The organism is Candidatus Tisiphia endosymbiont of Xenochironomus xenolabis, assembly GCF_964264705.1.
Taxonomy (GTDB): Bacteria; Pseudomonadota; Alphaproteobacteria; order Rickettsiales; family Rickettsiaceae; genus Tisiphia.
In genome coordinates this window covers 206,270-223,169 of the sequence record NZ_OZ183473.1, presented here as the reverse complement: position 1 = coordinate 223,169, position 16,900 = coordinate 206,270, and the positions used below count along the sequence as shown (strand labels likewise).

Below are 16,900 nucleotides of genomic sequence, written 5' to 3'. Positions count from 1 at the left end.
AATATTGAAAAATTGCAGTTAGAAAATATAAATAGATTATAGAATTGCGTAGCAATTTATATGATTATTGCTTGGAGGGTTTTATTTTTAACATATATAGGCAGATACCATCCGTCACTTAGTTGTGAATTATTTTATGAAGAAGTTGAGTGGAAATCGGTATATATTATTGCTTACAAAAAGCCGCCACCTAATAATGCCCCTTCGATTGGTAAAATAAATAAGATAATCGCCGTATTCGGTGGGTTTTTAAATAGAAAAAGTGATAAAGCTCCGGGCATTAAATCTATGTGGATAGGACTCCAAAGGCTAAGGGACTTTACTTTGCCTTTCAAAACTTTTAATTCATTAAAAACTTATGGGTAAAGATATGACGCTAGAGTACTCTGCGGTTCGAGGTGAAGCGTCTCCTTCAAATTCCTCACATAAGCGAGTTTCGAAAGAAGTCTAATAATAAATTATATTGTTATTTAATAGATAAAATTTATGAATATTTTTGTTACCAATAACTGTCCTATAATATCTGCCCAAGCCTTGGATAACAAACGGGTAGTTAAAATGGTTTTAGAGACAGCCCAATTGTTAAGTACCGCCATATTCATTAATAGTGGTGTTACTTATCAGCATATCTACAAACCAACTCACATGAAGCACCCATGTACTATCTGGGCGGCATTGAACATTGGCAATTGGGACTGGTTATTTCAGCATTTTTTAGCATTATGCGAAGAATATAGTTTTCGTTATAACAAAAAACATGCGACTACAAGGTTATTACCATATTTGTTAGAACATAGAGCTGATATTCAAGATGGCATAATAACTCCATTTGCTAATTGTACTAAATCAGAAAGTATGCAGGTGGATTTTAAGCATATTAGCGATCCTTGCGAAGCTTATAGAAAATATCTCAATGCAAAATGGCACTATGATAAATTACCACCGAAATGGATTAACAGAGAACCACCTTTATGGTATAACCCCCTATTTCTCATCAATTGACTATATACTGCAAAAATAATGAAAACAGCTATTAGTGTAGTATAAAAATCTGCTATATTTAAACAAAATTGATAATTATGGCATTGCATTACATGAACAAGATTTATAAAACCCCGATATTTACACTATATTTGATATTAATTTGTCTCTTAATATTACCTATTAGACCTCTTGCAAAACTCGCTTATGCTGAGGAATTTGAAGGAGACGCGGAACGCAGAACCGCAGCGTACTCTAGTGTACGTGAGGATTCGAGTACCGCATCATTGTCCAAATTACCAGCAGAAGTAGAGTTAGGCAAGAGGTCTATTGTTACTGTTAAGGCAGAGTCTCCTGTTAAAGCAGTGACATCTAGCACAGAGGAAAATAATAATATTACTCGCCATCCTGATACTAATGCAATAACCCTTGAAGCAAAGCAAGCAATAGTCATAGATTATGTTACAGGTAAAGTGTTGTTGGCAAAGAATGCTTATGAGCGTATGACTCCTTCATCAATGACCAAAATAATGACATCTTATCTTATTGAGGAGAAAATTCAAAAGGGCGAGGCGTCGTTTGATTCGCATTTTATTGTAAGTGAGAAAGCTTGGCGTATGGGAGGGTCAAAGTCTTTCATGCCTCTAGGTGAAATGGTACGTCTTGAAGATATTTTGAATGGTATTATTGTTCAATCAGGAAATGATGCTTGTATTGTAGCTGCTGAAGGATTGTACGGAACGGAAGAAAATTTTGTTGAGGCTATGAATTTACAAGCACAGAAAATAGGTATGAAGGATACTCATTTTGTTAATGCTAGTGGTTGGCCAGCAGAAAATCACTATAGCACTGCCTATGATCTTGCCATACTTAGTATGGCTCTTATTAAAAACCACCCGGAATTTTATCATATTTATAGTAAAAAATATTTTACTTTCGGTAAAGATCAAAAAGGTCGACCTATTACTCAAGGAAATCGTAATCTTTTATTATACAAAGATATTGGATGCGATGGTATTAAAACCGGTTTTACTGATAATGCGGGTTATGGTATGGTAGCATCATGTATAGATGATGGGCGTCGTTATATTATGGTTGTTAACGGTCTTAGTTCTATGAAAAAGCGAGCGGATGAATCTCTAATGCTATTAGATTGGATTAAGCAAAACTTTATTCACAAAAAGTTTTATGCTAAAGGTGATATAATAGAAGAAATTAATGTATGGCTTGGTGTAAAGGATAAAGTGCAACTTGTAGCAGCCGAAAAGTTATCAATGGTTGTGCCACGTTCTAACCAAGAAAAAATTGATATAAAAATATCGATACCACCAACTGTTTCAGCTCCTTTAAAGGCTGGGGATATTGTTGGTAAAATAACTGTAATTGTTGACAATGATGTGCAAGAAATAGCTCTTCTTGCTAAAGAATCCATTGACAAAGTAGGATTTTTGAAGAGAATAGCTTGTTACTTTAATTATTTATTTTTTAACAAATAATTTGGTAATTGGCATTTTACTAAAATTATAATATTTATAATTATGACAGAGATAATCGATTCACAAGATTTAATTGACACTATCAGTAAACTTGAGAAGCTAGAGGAAGAGAAAAACGAGTTAACTGATCTAATAAAGGATGCTTATGAAGAAGCTAAACATAAAGGCTATGATATTAAGATAATTAAGCATGTTCTGAAACTTAAGAAAAAAGATAAAGACGCTCTTGCTGAAGAAGATAGCCTAATAGAAATATATCGTGGAGCATTGAATATTTAATAATTATTTGTAAAATATTGCTATAATTAAATGCTTATTCTTATTGAATTTAGTACTCACGATATTATATATATTATTATACAACTGAATATATGGAGTAGATATGATAAGCAATTATGTAAGTAATTATCAACTTAAGAGTGATAATGCTCAATTAAATAATACTAATAATCTATCATCAGTAAATAAGCTTAAGAAAAAGATAACCCTTGGTGCTTTGTTAATGGGTATATCTGTGACAAGTGGGGTAAGCGGGTTGTGGTATGATATTAATGCTTATGCAGCTTTGCCAAAATCACAAGATACATCTACTGCTACAGTATCAGAACAACAAAACAAAGCTGATAATTATTCAGAAATTTATGGCAATCCATTTGTACAATTATCGCAAGAAATGGATAAATTATGGAATAGATTTACTATACGCCATAATGGCTTTATTTTTGACTCACCTATTGTTATGACTAGTAGCTTAAATAGTTATTTAGATATTAACGACAAGCAATATACTTTGAATATTGAGATACCAGGTTTTGATAAAGAGCAGATAAAAATTGAATTGCAAGGAGATTATTTAGTTATTACTGCTCAAAAAATTCAGAATGATCAGGTTAAGGGTGATAATAAATATTCTGGTCAGCAAGCTCGTAATGTGTTTCATCAGAAATTATTCTTACCAAAAGACATAGACCGAAATAATATTTCATCAAATCTAAAGAATGGAGTATTAACTGTTATTTTACCAAGAACTCCTATTAAAGTAGAAGATGTAAAAACTATTCCTATTAATTAGGTTTTATTCTATGTTCTATAATGGATTGCTTCGTCGGCTTATGCCTCCTCGCAATAACGCTTGAGATGCATATACGTATACTAGCTATATTATTCATATTTAATTGCAACATGTTTTAATCGATTATTTAGCTCCATTATCACTTCTTGCGTAATATTTAAGGTATTTTTAGCAAATAAAATTTGAGTACTAGGTATAACCAAATCAAGATTATATTTTTCTGCTAAATCATTTATAATTTTTATAGTTGTTTCGTGTACCTTGCCTAAACCTTCAGAATGAGCCTGTTCAAGACGTATTTTCCTATCTTGTATTTCTTTTTGTACTATGTTTACTTTTTTGTTAAAAGCATCAACTTCTTGTTCAAAGGCTGATTCACTTAAAGAGTTACGTTTTTCCATTAATAGATTATCTATTCCTTTAAGTTCTACATCCTTCTTTGATAAATCTTGTCGAATTTTTTTACCTATCTGGTCTGCAGATTTCCTTATAGACTGGATTGCTACAGAATGTTCTAGAATAGAATGTATATCTACAATAGCAATTCTTGCAGCAAATCTGTTGTCAATATGGCTATTGCCTCTATGACTACGGATCATAAGGCTGCTATCAACATTTGCATTAGACGCATGAGTATTTGAATAGTAGTTAACTACTAAACAACTTATTATTGTTAACCAAATATAATGTTTCATATTTTTAATTGTGAGCGTTCACTGTTTTTTTGCTATTTTCTTATGACGAATAAAAAATCTGCTCGCTAATCGTCTATTAGCGACGAGCTGCTTTGCGGTGACGCGGCAATCCATATTATATTAATTTTTATGGATTGCTTAGTCGGCTTACACCTCCTCGCAAGAGTGAAGAGTGGGGTTTAAAAAATTCTTCCCAACCCCTTATATATATTATCGTTTCAAATACTTCATAAATTCCTTAAAAAGCTTCTATATTGTTTTTATAGCGTTTTTTTGCCAAAATTCCTCAAAATTGACCTACAAAAAGGTCTGTTTTTAACCGTTTTTCACGGAGAGGAAATATGACGGAATCATTAATTTTTTCCGACGGTTTAGTTGAAAATTCCAATACTATCTTTTATAGTCGGTAATTTTGTCCCACCTGAATGGCAAAACCTTACCAATAATTGTGGTAAACAATTAAGTAAAACTTCTTGTCAACTTCTATCTTTGGTAGTTTCTTGCATGAAAACTGATAACTACAACAATACACAAGAATTATAAGAAGGCTATCATTTTTTCTAGAAAGAGCTAGGGGTTTGTCAAAAACGGGTTGCACAATGTCTAAGAGGATTACAATTTACAATAGTTTTTTTATAAGTAATATTTAAACGTTTAAGAGTACTCCAAATCCCAGTCTTACTTACTTCCAATCTCTTTGCCCTCTCATAGTTGTAAGCATTAGGATATTCTTTAATATCTTGTTTTAATAATTCCATGTCTATTTTGCTGGCAGATTCATTACGAGTTGCCCTAGGCTCTAGTCTGTTTGTCCAACGAACTAATGTTGTCTTCCCTATACCAAAAAGTTTTGATGTTTCCGCAAAACTTAATCTTTCTTTTATCTTAAATGCTTTCTTTTGAAAATCTATTGAATATGTCATAATGACATTATTATATCCTATTTATTAGGACTTGGCTATAGTAGTGCGTTTGTAGGAAGCTTAGAAAATAAGGGGTGTGAGGTTGTTATACCACCAAAATCTAATCGTAAAGTACAACGTGAATATGATAAACATATTTACAAAGAACGGTACTTAATTGAATGCTTCTTTGGTAAAATCAAACATTTTAGGCGTATATTTTCCAGGTTTGATAAAGTCCCTACCACCTTTTTAGCTTTTTTAAATTTCGTTGGAGCTTTAATATGGTTACGTTAAAAATTTTGTCAACAGAACCTAATATTATTTAAAATTAAGTCTCGTATCGTATAAAAAAATTGAACATAGCGTATAATTACTTTGAAATTAATTAAAAAATTTTCTTTTATCCCTTGAACTGTTACAAAACCAAACATATATAGAATACACAATGTGTAAGTATTAATTTTATGGAGGTAAGAATGTCTTTTAGACCGTTGCATGATAGAATTGCGGTAAAACCAATTCAACAAGAAGAAAAAACACTCGGGGGAATTATTATCCCTGATACAGCTAAGGAAAAGCCTATGCAGGGGGAAGTAATAGCTGTAGGAAAAGGAACGAGAGGGGAGGATGGTACTATCCACCCATTAGAAGTTAAAGTAGGCGATAAAGTACTATATGGCAAATGGGCTGGTACTGAAGTTAAAGTTGATGGTTTAGATATGATAATCATGAAAGAAAGTGATGTCATGGGCATAATTAGTTAATAATTTAGATAAATTATTATAAGAATTATTTAATTTGTAAGGAGAATATAATATGGCAACAAAATTAATAAGACACGGCTCAAATGCACGTGAACAAATGCTAAGAGGTATTGATATTTTAGCTGATACCGTAAAAGTAACATTAGGTCCAAAAGGTAGAAATGTTGCAATTGAACAGTCATTTGGTACACCAAGACTAACCAAAGACGGTGTAACAGTGGCAAAAGCCATTGAACTAAAAGACAAAGCCCAAAATTTGGGAGCTCAATTAGTAAAATCTGCGGCAAGTAAAACATCTGATGTTGCTGGTGATGGAACAACTACCGCAACTGTTCTAACTCAAGCAATAGCAAGGGAAGGTAACAGAGCGGTAGCAGCTGGCTTGAATCCTATGGATATAAAACGTGGTATAGATTCAGCAGTTAATTTAATAGTTGAAGAAATTAAGAAAGCTAGTAAGAAAATCAGCAGCCAAGAGGAGATTGCTCAAGTTGGTACTATTTCATCAAATGGTGATAAAGAAATTGGTGAAAAAATTGCCGTAGCAATGGAAAAAGTTGGTAAAGAAGGGGTAATTACCGTTGAAGAAGCTAAGAATTTTAGTTTTGAAGTAGATGTAGTTGAAGGTATGATGTTTGATAGAGGTTATCTATCACCATATTTTGTTACTAATTCCGAAAAGATGGTAGCTGAATTAGAAAATCCTTTTATCTTATTATTTGAAAAGAAATTATCAAATTTACAGCAAATGTTACCAGTGCTTGAAGCCGTAGTGCAATCAGGACGTCCTTTATTAGTAATTGCTGAAGATGTAGAAGGAGAGGCACTTGCTACCCTGGTAGTGAACAAATTACGTGGTGGGTTAAAAGTTGCTGCAGTTAAAGCTCCTGGATTTGGCGATAGAAAAAAATTCATGATGGAAGATATCTCTATTTTAACAGGTGGTAAGCTTATTAGTGAAGATCTTGGTATGAAGCTTGAAAATGTTAATATCAAAATGCTAGGTACTGCTAAAAAAGTTACTATCTCCAAAGAAAATACTGTCATAATTGATGGTGCTGGTAGTAAGGCAGATATCGCAGCTCGTTGTTCTCAAATTCGAGCACAAATTGATGAGTCTAGTTCAGATTACGATAAAGAAAAATTACAAGAGCGTTTAGCTAAACTTGCTGGTGGCGTAGCTGTCTTAAAAGTTGGTGGTGCTACTGAAGTTGAAGTAAAAGAAAGAAAAGATCGTGTAGAAGATGCTTTGCATGCTACTAGAGCTGCCGTGGAAGAAGGCGTTGTTGCTGGTGGCGGTGTTACTCTTTTCTATGCGGCAAGAGCTTTAGAGTCACTAAAAAGTGCTAATGCAGATCAACAGGCTGGTATTAACATCGTTAAGAAGGCTCTGCAAGCTCCAGTAAGACAAATTGCAGAGAATGCTGGTATGGATGGAGCTATTGTAGTTGGAAAACTTACTGATAGCAAAGATAAAAACTTTGGCTTCAATGCTCAAGATATGACTTATGTTGACATGATTAAAGCTGGTATTATCGATCCAACTAAGGTCGTGCGTACTGCTTTGCAAGATGCAGCATCAGTTGCTTCTTTGATTATTACTACTGAAGCATTTATTACTGATGAACCAGCTGATAAAGACGAATCTGCTATGCCACGTGGTGGTATGGGCGGTGGTATGGGTGGCATGGGCGGTATGGACTTCTAATACCACCAGGAGTCTGCCTGCGATAACTAATTAATTATATTTTGAGCTATTTTTCGGCGAGAATAAATATGATTTTTGAAGGAATAGTGTACCTATTTCAAGAAAATCATGTTTATTCGCAGCTAAAAAGAGCCAAATATAGAATTATTTTAGTTATTGCAGGCAGATTCCTATCTTTTACCTACGAATAAGCTTTATTATCCACCCCTATTGATGTATCTGGTAGAAAAAATATATTGGGATTATGTATCAGTGAAAATTAAGGAGCAAAATTTTGGTTTGGTAATTTTACTGAGATATAGATTTAACAATTTGAGGACTTGCTTCATATTTTAATATAACATCCGACATTCTATTTAACACATCCTCCATTGAATGAAATAATTTGTTGTAGAAGAATTTTTCTTTTATTTCTCTTAACAAACTTGTGGCAAAAACTCTATTTTAGTCATCTCAAAACCCAATTTTGTAGCCTGTCTGTAAATATGTAATGATCTGTAAATTGTAATCAATTACTTTCTGGAATTGGATAATATCATGCTAAGTTGATAGTGATTTGGTATTATTTCCTGCATATACTTGATAGTCAAATAATTTGATTAGAATTTTTAAAAAAGTGGATGACGGGTATTAGTGCAAGAAAAAATTTTGGTATAATGATATTATACAAGAATTAATGAGATTTTTATGATTACACTACTTGCTTCAATAACGGGCTTTATTAGCTCAATTATTCCAGAAATTTTAAAAATTCTAAAGGATCAAAATGATAAAAAACATGAGCTTAATCTTTTAGATCGGCAAATTGAAAGCCATAAATTAGGGAATACCAAACTGCTCTCAGAGCTTAACACTTCCAAAGACATTGCGGAGAATAATACTTTATATTCAACATATAAATCAGGCATTAATTGGGTTGATGCCTTAAATGGTTCAGTTCGTCCTGTTCTGGCATATAGTTTTTTTATTATGTATGCCTATGTCAAATATGTGCAATATAAAACTATACAAAGTACGGCAATCCTTGTGGAATATCTTGATGTTTTATGGAATATAGACGATCAGGCTATTTTTGCTGGCATTATTAGCTTCTATTTCGGACAGCGTATGCTTAATAAATTATGGAAACGTAAAATGTAATGCAACATATTATTTGTATATTGTGACATAATATGCTACAATACTGCCTAAGAATTTTATTTAATTAAAAGATTAGATATATGCTAAAAAGAATCGTTTGGAGCATTTTCTTTGTTCTAATTATATACCCAATTATACTTTCATGCTTGGTTATAAAATACTATGCTAGCTATAAGATAGGTCTATTTGAGATAAGTCTGTTCATAGCTGGCTATTACGGCTCTAATATTGCTGTTGGTGTTGGATTGCATCGTCTATGGTCGCATCATGCCTTTAAAACAAATAAGGTGGTGGAGTTTATTCTTGTTATGATGTCAGCCGCTACTTTCCAAGGACCAGTCTTATCTTGGGCATCAAATCATTATAAGCATCATACTTATACTGATAAAGATCAAGATCCGCATAGCCCATTAAAGTTTGAGAATAGAATTTTAGGGTTTTTATGGTCACATATTGGATGGATGATAATTGATGGAAGCTATAAGTCCATTGACCGAGTTACTATGGTTAAACTTGGTAAAAATAAATTGCTGAGATGGCAATTAAAGCATTATTGGCAAATTTCTCTATTTATGAACACTATAGTACCCGCATTAATAGGTTATTTGATTGGTGGTACTATCATCTCTGCTTATGTTGGGTTCTTGTTTATTGGTATGGGTAGAGCATTACAACAACACGCAACTTTTTGCGTTAATTCTCTATGTCATTTTGTTGGTAGCAAGAAATATTACAAAGGTACTGCCGGGGATATTTGGTGGATGGCATTATTCTTATTAGGTGAAAATTGGCATAATTTCCATCATGCATTCCCATCAGATTACCGTAATGGTGCTAAATGGTATCATTTTGATGTCCATAAATGGATAATATATGTGATGAGTAAATTAGGGCTGGCTTGGAATTTAGAAGTTACTCCTGAAGTTAGGATACAAGCGAAGGTGAATGAGACTAGTAAATACCTAATAGAGGGAAGAAAGCAACAATTAAGTTTACTGCAAGATAAAATTAATCAGTTGGGAGAACGAATATATGTAAAACTTAACGAGCTTGAAAATTCTTCTATATCGATTAAAGTGCAATTACAAAAATCATTTATAGAAATTCAGGAATCACTGAAAAAGCTTGCTGAACAACTACATTCATCAATTCAGTTAACAGAAGAATCGTCAGAGCGATTACTAAAAATTGCTAGTAAAAAAATTAAAGATCGTGAGATGGCAATTTATAGATTATATAATGAACTAGATAGGAAATATGTTAGGAACTAGATAAAATTGAAACAACAAATAATAATAGAGGGGCGATGCCAAACTTGACATCTATTGAAAATATGAGCTTTGAAGCTGCCTTAGCAGAATTAAAAGAAATTGTAAAAAAAATTGATACTGGTGAGGAAAGCTTAGATTCATCGATTAGTAGCTTTGAAAGAGGGGTGTTACTAAAAGAACGCTGTGAAAAAAAGCTACAGGCGGCTAGATTGAAGATTGAAAAAATCACTAAGCAAGCAGATTCGGCTATTATTATAGAAAAGATAGAGCTATAGCTTATAGTACCTAAGTATTATAAACAGCATAAAAACGTCATTGCGAGACCATATAATGGTAGAAGCAATCCATTCATGGTCATTTGGATTGCCGCGTCGCCGCAAAGCGACTCCTCGCAATGATATTTCAGATACCCAGCATACCCCAAATTTTATCAATTTTTTCAATGACTTTACTAGTCATTTCTATTTTCTTTCCCCAAGCTCTATTAGTCTCTGGGGACATTTTATTAGTTGCATCTATCCCCATTTTACTACCAAGTCCTGATACAGGGGATGCAAAATCAAGATAATCTATTGGCGAATTATCAATAAACGTGCTATCTCTAGAAGGATCGCTCCTAGTTGAGATTGCCCAAGCTACTTCCTTCCAATCTCGAATATCTATATCATCATCTACCACAATAATAAATTTGGTATACATGAATTGTCTTAAAAACGACCAAATCCCCATCATTATTCTTTTTGCATGACCTGGATAAGCCTTGCGGATAGATACAATGGCAATTCTGTAAGAACAACCTTCAGGCGGTAACCAAAAATCAACGATTTCTGGAAATTGTTGCTGAATTATCGGAGTAAATATTTCATTTAATGCCACGCCAAGTACCGATGGTTCATCTGGAGCTTTACCAGTATAAGTGCTTAAATATATAGGTTGCTTTTTCATGGTAATAGCCTTAACATTAAAGACTGGAAAATATTCAACGTCATTATAGTAACCTGTATGATCACCAAATGGTCCTTCTGGTAGATATTCATCAAAACTTACATGCCCCTCTATAACAATTTCGCTATAAGCTGGCACTTTCATATCTATACTAACACAATTTACCAATTCAATTGACTTGCCTCTTAATAATCCAGCAAAATTATACTCAGACATATTATCAGGCAGCGGCATAACAGCCGCCATAGTCACAGCAGGGCTTGCCCCAATAACCACTGCAGCAGGAAAAGGCTCTTTTTTTGCTGATGATTGCCAACGTTTATGTTGTTGTGCTCCACCTCGCATTTTAAGCCATCGCATAATAAGTTTGTTACGCCCAACTACTTGCATTCGGTATATACCGAGGTTAAAATTATCTACCTTCTCTAGACTAGGTCCTTTAGTAACAACTATTGGCCAAGTGATTAATGGCGAAATATCAAGAGGCCAACAGGTTTGTATCGGTAATATATTAACATCAGGATCATCAATTATAACTTCCTGGCAGGGAGCTTTTGATAATATTTTTGGCGACATAGCCAACATTCTTTTTGCCAATGGCAACATGGCAAAGGTTTCTTTAAAGGAAGAAGGTAGTTCGGGGGCTTTAAGAAAAGCTAGCAATTCTCCGAATTTCCTTAAATCTTCTTTACGTTTCAAACCAAGCCCCAAGGCGATTCGCTCAGTACTAGCATATAAATTAGTTAGAACTGGCATATTAGATTTAGTTCCATCATTTTTAATAACATTTTCAAACAGCAGAGCCGGACCATCTTGTATTAAAATTCTTCTACTGATTTCTGTTATTTCAAGGTTAGATGATACGGGATAGGATATACGCTTAAGGAGTCCATTTTGTTCAAGAAGTTTTATAAATTGTGGTAAATCTTGGAAACTCATATAATTTTACGAAAATATAAATATATACTTAAAATAATAGCAATAATCATGTTAGCATAACAAGCAAAGATAAAATTTAAATCTTTTGAAGCAAGATTTTGTAATACAAAATGCAAGTATGTGATAATTATGGCAGAAATTGCCGTAATTAGAATCTGTCTTAAACTAGATTTTTTATTATAAGGCTGTCGTAAAAAAACCGATAATGTAAGAAAGACCAATACAAAATTATACATAGGCCAAATCAATCTTTGGTGTCCCTCAGCAATTAATTTAATCTTCCTTTGCTCTGATAAAATATTGTTGGGTTTTAATAATTCATCAATATAATACTCATTGATTTCCCGGCTATATTCCTCCCTCACCAATTTTTTACCATTATTACTAACTAATTCTACGATTAGAACATCAAATAATAAATTATTTAAATTACCATTATGATCATATACCTGCCTAACTCCATCTTTTAACTGAAAAGACGAGCTGTTATTATATATTTTAAACACCCCGTATCTAGAAAACAAGATTGCATGATTATCATGCTTACGATTATCAAAAATGATCAAATTTTTCATAGTGCCATCAGGTAATTTTTTATCAAAATAAACTGTTATATCTTTAGAAATTGGATTAAATGTCTTCTCATCTAGAATATTGGATGCATAATTATTCCTCATAAAAATAAGATCTGATTTAAGCTTGCTATGAGATAATGGCAATAAACTAATCGAAATATAATAAGCAAATAACGTAACTACCAGAGCTACAATCAACGCTGGACTAGCTAGTTGGATATTATTTAATCCCAAATTTTGCAAAATAATTATCTGACGTCTCTCACTCAAAGCATTATAAGTATAAATAACAGCAATAACAGTTGCAAAAGGTAATAAAATAAACAACAAAGATGGAATAACTAAAATAATTAAATTTAAGAAATCCTGAGCTTTTATTCCCTTATCAATTAAGTACAACATCTTTAATATCTGAGTAATCCATACAAGGCTAGTGACTGAGAAAATAATTATTACCAAGGATGGTACTATATTTCTTATTATATAACGTTTATATATCAACATTCTGTAATCATTTATAGTCTTTCAAATATCTATACCATGCAAAATTATCGATAACTAATGCATAAAATCAAAGTCTTTTCCTTGTTGAATATATTGCCTTATTCTTGACATTAATTCTTGGAAATACACCAAATTATGCCAAGTCATAAGTACTGCTCCTAAAATCTCTTGGCTCTTTACCAAATGATGCAAGTAAGCTTTATTATAATCCTTACATGTTGGGCATGGGCAATCATCTTCAAGCGGCTCCTGATCATCCTTATACTGACTATTGCGAATATTTACTACACCATATTTGGTGAAAGCTTGACCATTTCGACCAGAACGCGTTGGAATAACACAATCAAACATATCTATTCCCCTGGCAACTGCCCCAATAATATCATCTGGTTTACCAACCCCCATAAGGTATCTTGGCTTATATTTAGGTAATAAATCTGGAGCATAATCTAGCACTTTAAACATTATTTCTTGTCCCTCACCTACTGCCAGCCCTCCAATAGCATAACCTTCAAAATCTAATTCTACCAAATTCTTTGCTGACTCGGCACGTAATTCCTGATAGATATTTCCCTGTACAATACCAAATTGACCATAACCTTCTCTTTGAACAAATGCTTTTCTCGATCGAACTCCCCATCTAGATGTTAATTCCATCGATGATTTTGCTTGCTCAAATGTTGCCGGATATGGGGTACATTCATCAAACGCCATGGTAATGGTACTATCTAGAAGATATTGGATATCTGTTGCCCGCTCAGGACTTAACATATGCTTACTACCATCAATATGCGAGTTAAAAATTACTCCTTCTTCTGTAATCTTACGTAGTTTTGATAGGGACATTACCTGAAAACCACCTGAGTCGGTAAGTACAGGCTTTGACCAATTCATAAATTTACGTAAACCGCCAAACTTGGCAACTCTTTCAGCCCCTGGTTGCAACATTAAATGATAAGTATTACCAAGTATTATATCAGCTCCGGTAGATTCAACTGCTTCTGGTAACATGGCTTTTACCGTACCTTTCGTGCCGACCGGCATAAAAGCTGGAGTACGTATTTGACCATGCTTAGTAGTTATAATACCAGTTCTGGCCTTTTTATGTTGAGATTGTAAATCAAATGAAAATTTTTGCACTGCTAATTTACCTAAATCAATTTGCACATATATCTAACCCTATTGCTCTCCCCCTATACAAAGTATTACTAATTGGTATAGCAATTTTTGATTTTTTATACAAGATAAATCTAAATAGCTTGACATATGAAGGTTAATAATATATAAGTTCCTAACCTGTATATTTTGTACAAATAATCCTTAAGCAATTAAGGAAGAACTCTTGAATATTTTCAACTCATTAAAAGATCACTCTTTAAGTTGATACATGCATTGAGTTTTTTTTTTGTCTTAGGGAACCCTTATTATGACTAGTATACAGTCAAATTCATTTAGCAGCAAATTCAGAACTATCTTTTGGCCTATCCATAATCATGAACTCGGGAAATTCATACCGATGTGTGGTTTGATGTTCTGTGTCTTATTTAACCAAAATATATTAAGAATTTTAAAAGATAGTATTTTAATTTCAGAGATTAGTGCTGAAGTAGTCAGTTTCACTAAAGTTTATTGTGTAACACCTGCAGCGGCTCTATTCGTTATAATCTATGCTAAGATGCTTAATCATTATAGTTTTGAGAAGATTTATGGCTATTTAATTACCTTTTTTATTAGTTTCTTTATTGTTTTTGCTTTCATCATTTATCCTAATGTCCATATTTTCCACATTAATCCAAATTCGCTGGAACAAATTATGGGGAATTATCCTCATTTAAAATGGTATATAGCTTTAATTGGTAATTGGAGTTATGTGGTTTTTTATACATTATCTGAGCTTTGGCCCAATATCTTTTATGTTTTACTGTTTTGGCAGTTTGCTAATGAGCTTACTACAACAGAAGAAGCAAAAAGGTTTTACACTCTTTTTTCATTATTTGGTAATTCTGCTTTAATATTTGTTGGCTTTTTGATGTCAAACTTATCATCTGCTAACACTATAGCTAAGTATTTTTTTACGGTACCGGACAACAAAACTATATTGGTAAAAATATCAACAAGTTTTGTGGTAGTTGCAGCTGTTATATCATATTTACTTGTAAGATTTATTAGCAAAAATGTTTTTACCAATCCAACATTTTATGCAAAGGCTAAATCTGCTAGATCGACTAAAGATGGAATGGGATTAATCGAAAGTTTTAGATATATCATAAGATCAAAATATTTATGGTTAATGCTAATTTGCTCTGCTGCTTTTGGTTTATCAATGAATTTGGTAGAAGCTGTATGGAAAGCAAAAATAAAAGAATTATACCCCACTGTTAATAGTTATGCAGAATTTAATAGCCTTTATATTCTTTGGACTGGGGTTACTATCATGATAATGACTATAATAGGCAACAATATAATGCGTAGTCATAGCTGGTTTGTTGCGGCTGTAATTTCGCCAATTATCATGATGGTTACTGGTACATTATTCTTTATTTTAATCGTGTTTGATCATCAAATATTGTCTCTATTTGACAGTGCTATTCTTATGACACCACTGGCTCTTGCGGTATCAATTGGTGCTTTACAGAACATTCTAGTGAAAGGTACTAAATATTCAATTTGGGACACCTCTAAAGAGATGCTATATATCCCTCTAGATAAGGAGCTAAAAACCAAAGGTAAAGCAGCTGTTGACGTTATTAGCTCGAAAGTTGGTAAATCTTCGAGCGGATTAATACAGTCAGTTATTTTTACATTAGTACCAACAGCAACTTTTAGTTCTATTTCACCATTTTTAATGGGAGTATTTATCATTGTTTGCATTGCATGGATTTACTCGGTAAGAAAAATATACTTTGAATATAAGAAAATTGTCTAACCTGTAGCTAACCCTACTAATATTATACCAAATTCACCTGCCAAAAAGGTGAGCTATATCTACTGATTGATTTTCATATTAACAAGCAAATCATCAAAAATTTTTGTAAGGTCTGCCCAAACAAGCCCATCACAACTATCTTCCAAAGCCCAAACCCAGGAGAGTACAGCTTGAACAAAACACCAATTGCTAATTCGTTGAGTATCTAAACCTAAGATAGTTGCAAATTTAGTGATACGATTTGCAATAATACTTTCAACATTTTTTAAGGCAAGGATTTCAGGAAAAGGATTACGAATAAAGGCTGCTACCTCATATGCTTGTTCACCAATAACCCCTTTAGGATCAATAACTACCCAATCATCACCATTTTGCAGAATATTATCATGATGTAAGTCGCCATGCAATAAAACTAACCTTGACGATGTATTAAGTAGCTTATCTCGCAATTTTTGAGCTTTTTCTAAATAATAGGTTGGGATATCCCATTCTTTATCTAGTACTGACAACCAATCATTAATACAAGGAAAACCTTCTACAGGCAACAAATATCCTCGGTGTAATCTTGTCATTACATCACATGCTATTTGAATAGCCTCACAATCTTTAGTAGGAAAATAGGATTTTAATGATATACCAGGAATAGCCTTATCAAGTAGTAATAAACCACTGTTTTCAGCCAAAACCTTTACACTGCCAAATCCCCAGAAAACTTTTGAAGCTACTAATTCTCTCCTAAGCCCTTCAATATCTAGCCCCAACTTTAAAATGATCGGCTGATTACCTTGAAAACCTTCTAGAACATAGTGGTAGGTCAAATTTTCAACTGGCTTTAAGTCAGACAAACCATACTTTCCAGCCAATTCATCGACAATTCTTGGTAAATCATCTAACCAAACTTTACCTTGATCACCATAGATATTAATGATATTAGTTTTGAATGTTTTCATATTGATATATCTGATTCTTTCATACTAGG

18 protein-coding genes are annotated in these 16,900 nt (G+C 33.0%); 12 read left to right on the top strand and 6 right to left on the bottom strand.

What is annotated here, in order from left to right; all coding sequences use genetic code 11:
• Positions 1-60 precede the first annotated feature (60 nt).
• The 5 genes from ACFELY_RS01120 to ACFELY_RS01100 all read left to right on the top strand — a co-directional run bounded on the left by ACFELY_RS01120 (position 61) and on the right by ACFELY_RS01100 (position 3,549).
• The gene (locus tag ACFELY_RS01120) at positions 61-366 is read left to right on the top strand and encodes an IS4 family transposase (protein ID WP_375333402.1); all 306 of its coding nucleotides are present in this window, start codon (positions 61-63) and stop codon (positions 364-366) included.
• Positions 367-486: 120 nt separating this feature from the next.
• Entirely contained in the window at positions 487-1,002 is a 516-nt protein-coding gene (locus tag ACFELY_RS01115; RefSeq protein ID WP_341748789.1) for a pyrimidine dimer DNA glycosylase/endonuclease V, read from the top strand.
• Positions 1,003-1,079: 77 nt separating this feature from the next.
• Positions 1,080-2,477 (top strand): palindromic element RPE1 domain-containing protein, encoded by a 1,398-nt coding sequence (locus tag ACFELY_RS01110; protein ID WP_375333401.1) that lies wholly within the window; start codon positions 1,080-1,082, stop codon positions 2,475-2,477.
• Between the two features lie 42 nt (positions 2,478-2,519).
• Positions 2,520-2,756, top strand: coding sequence for a GapR family DNA-binding domain-containing protein (locus tag ACFELY_RS01105; protein ID WP_375333400.1), 237 nt, complete (start codon positions 2,520-2,522; stop codon positions 2,754-2,756).
• Between the two features lie 103 nt (positions 2,757-2,859).
• Positions 2,860-3,549: an Hsp20/alpha crystallin family protein gene (locus ACFELY_RS01100; protein ID WP_375330362.1), complete on the top strand. Its 690-nt coding sequence runs from the start codon at positions 2,860-2,862 to the stop codon at positions 3,547-3,549.
• Between the two features lie 89 nt (positions 3,550-3,638).
• On the opposite strand, the gene ACFELY_RS01095 is transcribed toward ACFELY_RS01100, so the two are convergent.
• A complete protein-coding gene (locus ACFELY_RS01095; RefSeq protein WP_375330361.1) occupies positions 3,639-4,244 on the bottom strand; it encodes an OmpH family outer membrane protein in 606 nt (201 codons plus the stop codon).
• A gap of 375 nt (positions 4,245-4,619) precedes the next feature.
• On the opposite strand from ACFELY_RS01095, the gene ACFELY_RS01090 reads away from it, so the two are divergent.
• On the top strand, positions 4,620-4,787 hold the full coding sequence (locus ACFELY_RS01090) for a hypothetical protein (protein WP_341758887.1): 168 nt from the start codon (positions 4,620-4,622) through the stop codon (positions 4,785-4,787).
• Between the two features lie 38 nt (positions 4,788-4,825).
• Here the strand turns inward: ACFELY_RS01090 and ACFELY_RS01085 are convergent, their stop codons facing one another.
• Positions 4,826-5,167 (bottom strand): IS630 transposase-related protein, encoded by a 342-nt coding sequence (locus tag ACFELY_RS01085; protein ID WP_375333399.1) that lies wholly within the window; start codon positions 5,165-5,167, stop codon positions 4,826-4,828.
• 458 nt (positions 5,168-5,625) lie between these two features.
• On the opposite strand from ACFELY_RS01085, the gene ACFELY_RS01080 reads away from it, so the two are divergent.
• The 5 genes from ACFELY_RS01080 to ACFELY_RS01060 all read left to right on the top strand — a co-directional run bounded on the left by ACFELY_RS01080 (position 5,626) and on the right by ACFELY_RS01060 (position 10,307).
• Positions 5,626-5,913 (top strand): co-chaperone GroES, encoded by a 288-nt coding sequence (locus tag ACFELY_RS01080; protein ID WP_341758885.1) that lies wholly within the window; start codon positions 5,626-5,628, stop codon positions 5,911-5,913.
• Between the two features lie 52 nt (positions 5,914-5,965).
• The gene (gene groL / locus ACFELY_RS01075) at positions 5,966-7,621 is read left to right on the top strand and encodes a chaperonin GroEL (RefSeq protein WP_375333398.1); all 1,656 of its coding nucleotides are present in this window, start codon (positions 5,966-5,968) and stop codon (positions 7,619-7,621) included.
• Positions 7,622-8,308: 687 nt separating this feature from the next.
• Positions 8,309-8,761 (top strand): hypothetical protein, encoded by a 453-nt coding sequence (locus ACFELY_RS01070; RefSeq protein WP_375333397.1) that lies wholly within the window; start codon positions 8,309-8,311, stop codon positions 8,759-8,761.
• An 80-nt stretch (positions 8,762-8,841) separates the two neighbouring features.
• Positions 8,842-10,032: a fatty acid desaturase gene (locus ACFELY_RS01065; RefSeq protein WP_341758883.1), complete on the top strand. Its 1,191-nt coding sequence runs from the start codon at positions 8,842-8,844 to the stop codon at positions 10,030-10,032.
• Between the two features lie 35 nt (positions 10,033-10,067).
• Positions 10,068-10,307 carry an exodeoxyribonuclease VII small subunit gene (locus tag ACFELY_RS01060; protein WP_375333396.1) on the top strand — a complete coding sequence of 80 codons (240 nt, stop codon included), beginning with the start codon at positions 10,068-10,070 and terminating at the stop codon, positions 10,305-10,307.
• Between the two features lie 127 nt (positions 10,308-10,434).
• Here ACFELY_RS01060 and ACFELY_RS01055 read toward each other — a convergent pair whose 3' ends face one another.
• Genes ACFELY_RS01055 through tgt form a run of 3 tightly spaced genes read right to left on the bottom strand, consistent with a single transcriptional unit; the run spans position 10,435 to position 14,135 of the window.
• Positions 10,435-11,916: a UbiD family decarboxylase gene (locus tag ACFELY_RS01055; RefSeq protein ID WP_375333395.1), complete on the bottom strand. Its 1,482-nt coding sequence runs from the start codon at positions 11,914-11,916 to the stop codon at positions 10,435-10,437.
• Positions 11,913-12,995: an LptF/LptG family permease gene (locus tag ACFELY_RS01050; protein WP_375333394.1), complete on the bottom strand. Its 1,083-nt coding sequence runs from the start codon at positions 12,993-12,995 to the stop codon at positions 11,913-11,915. Before ACFELY_RS01050 ends, ACFELY_RS01055 begins: the two co-directional genes overlap by 4 nt.
• A gap of 54 nt (positions 12,996-13,049) precedes the next feature.
• Positions 13,050-14,135, bottom strand: coding sequence for a tRNA guanosine(34) transglycosylase Tgt (tgt, locus tag ACFELY_RS01045; RefSeq protein ID WP_375334094.1), 1,086 nt, complete (start codon positions 14,133-14,135; stop codon positions 13,050-13,052).
• A gap of 286 nt (positions 14,136-14,421) precedes the next feature.
• Between tgt and ACFELY_RS01040 the strand changes: the two genes are divergently transcribed.
• Positions 14,422-15,921: an Npt1/Npt2 family nucleotide transporter gene (locus tag ACFELY_RS01040; protein WP_375333393.1), complete on the top strand. Its 1,500-nt coding sequence runs from the start codon at positions 14,422-14,424 to the stop codon at positions 15,919-15,921.
• Between the two features lie 59 nt (positions 15,922-15,980).
• Here ACFELY_RS01040 and ACFELY_RS01035 read toward each other — a convergent pair whose 3' ends face one another.
• Entirely contained in the window at positions 15,981-16,871 is an 891-nt protein-coding gene (locus ACFELY_RS01035) for an aminoglycoside phosphotransferase family protein (protein WP_375333392.1), read from the bottom strand.
• Positions 16,872-16,900: the final 29 nt, after the last annotated feature.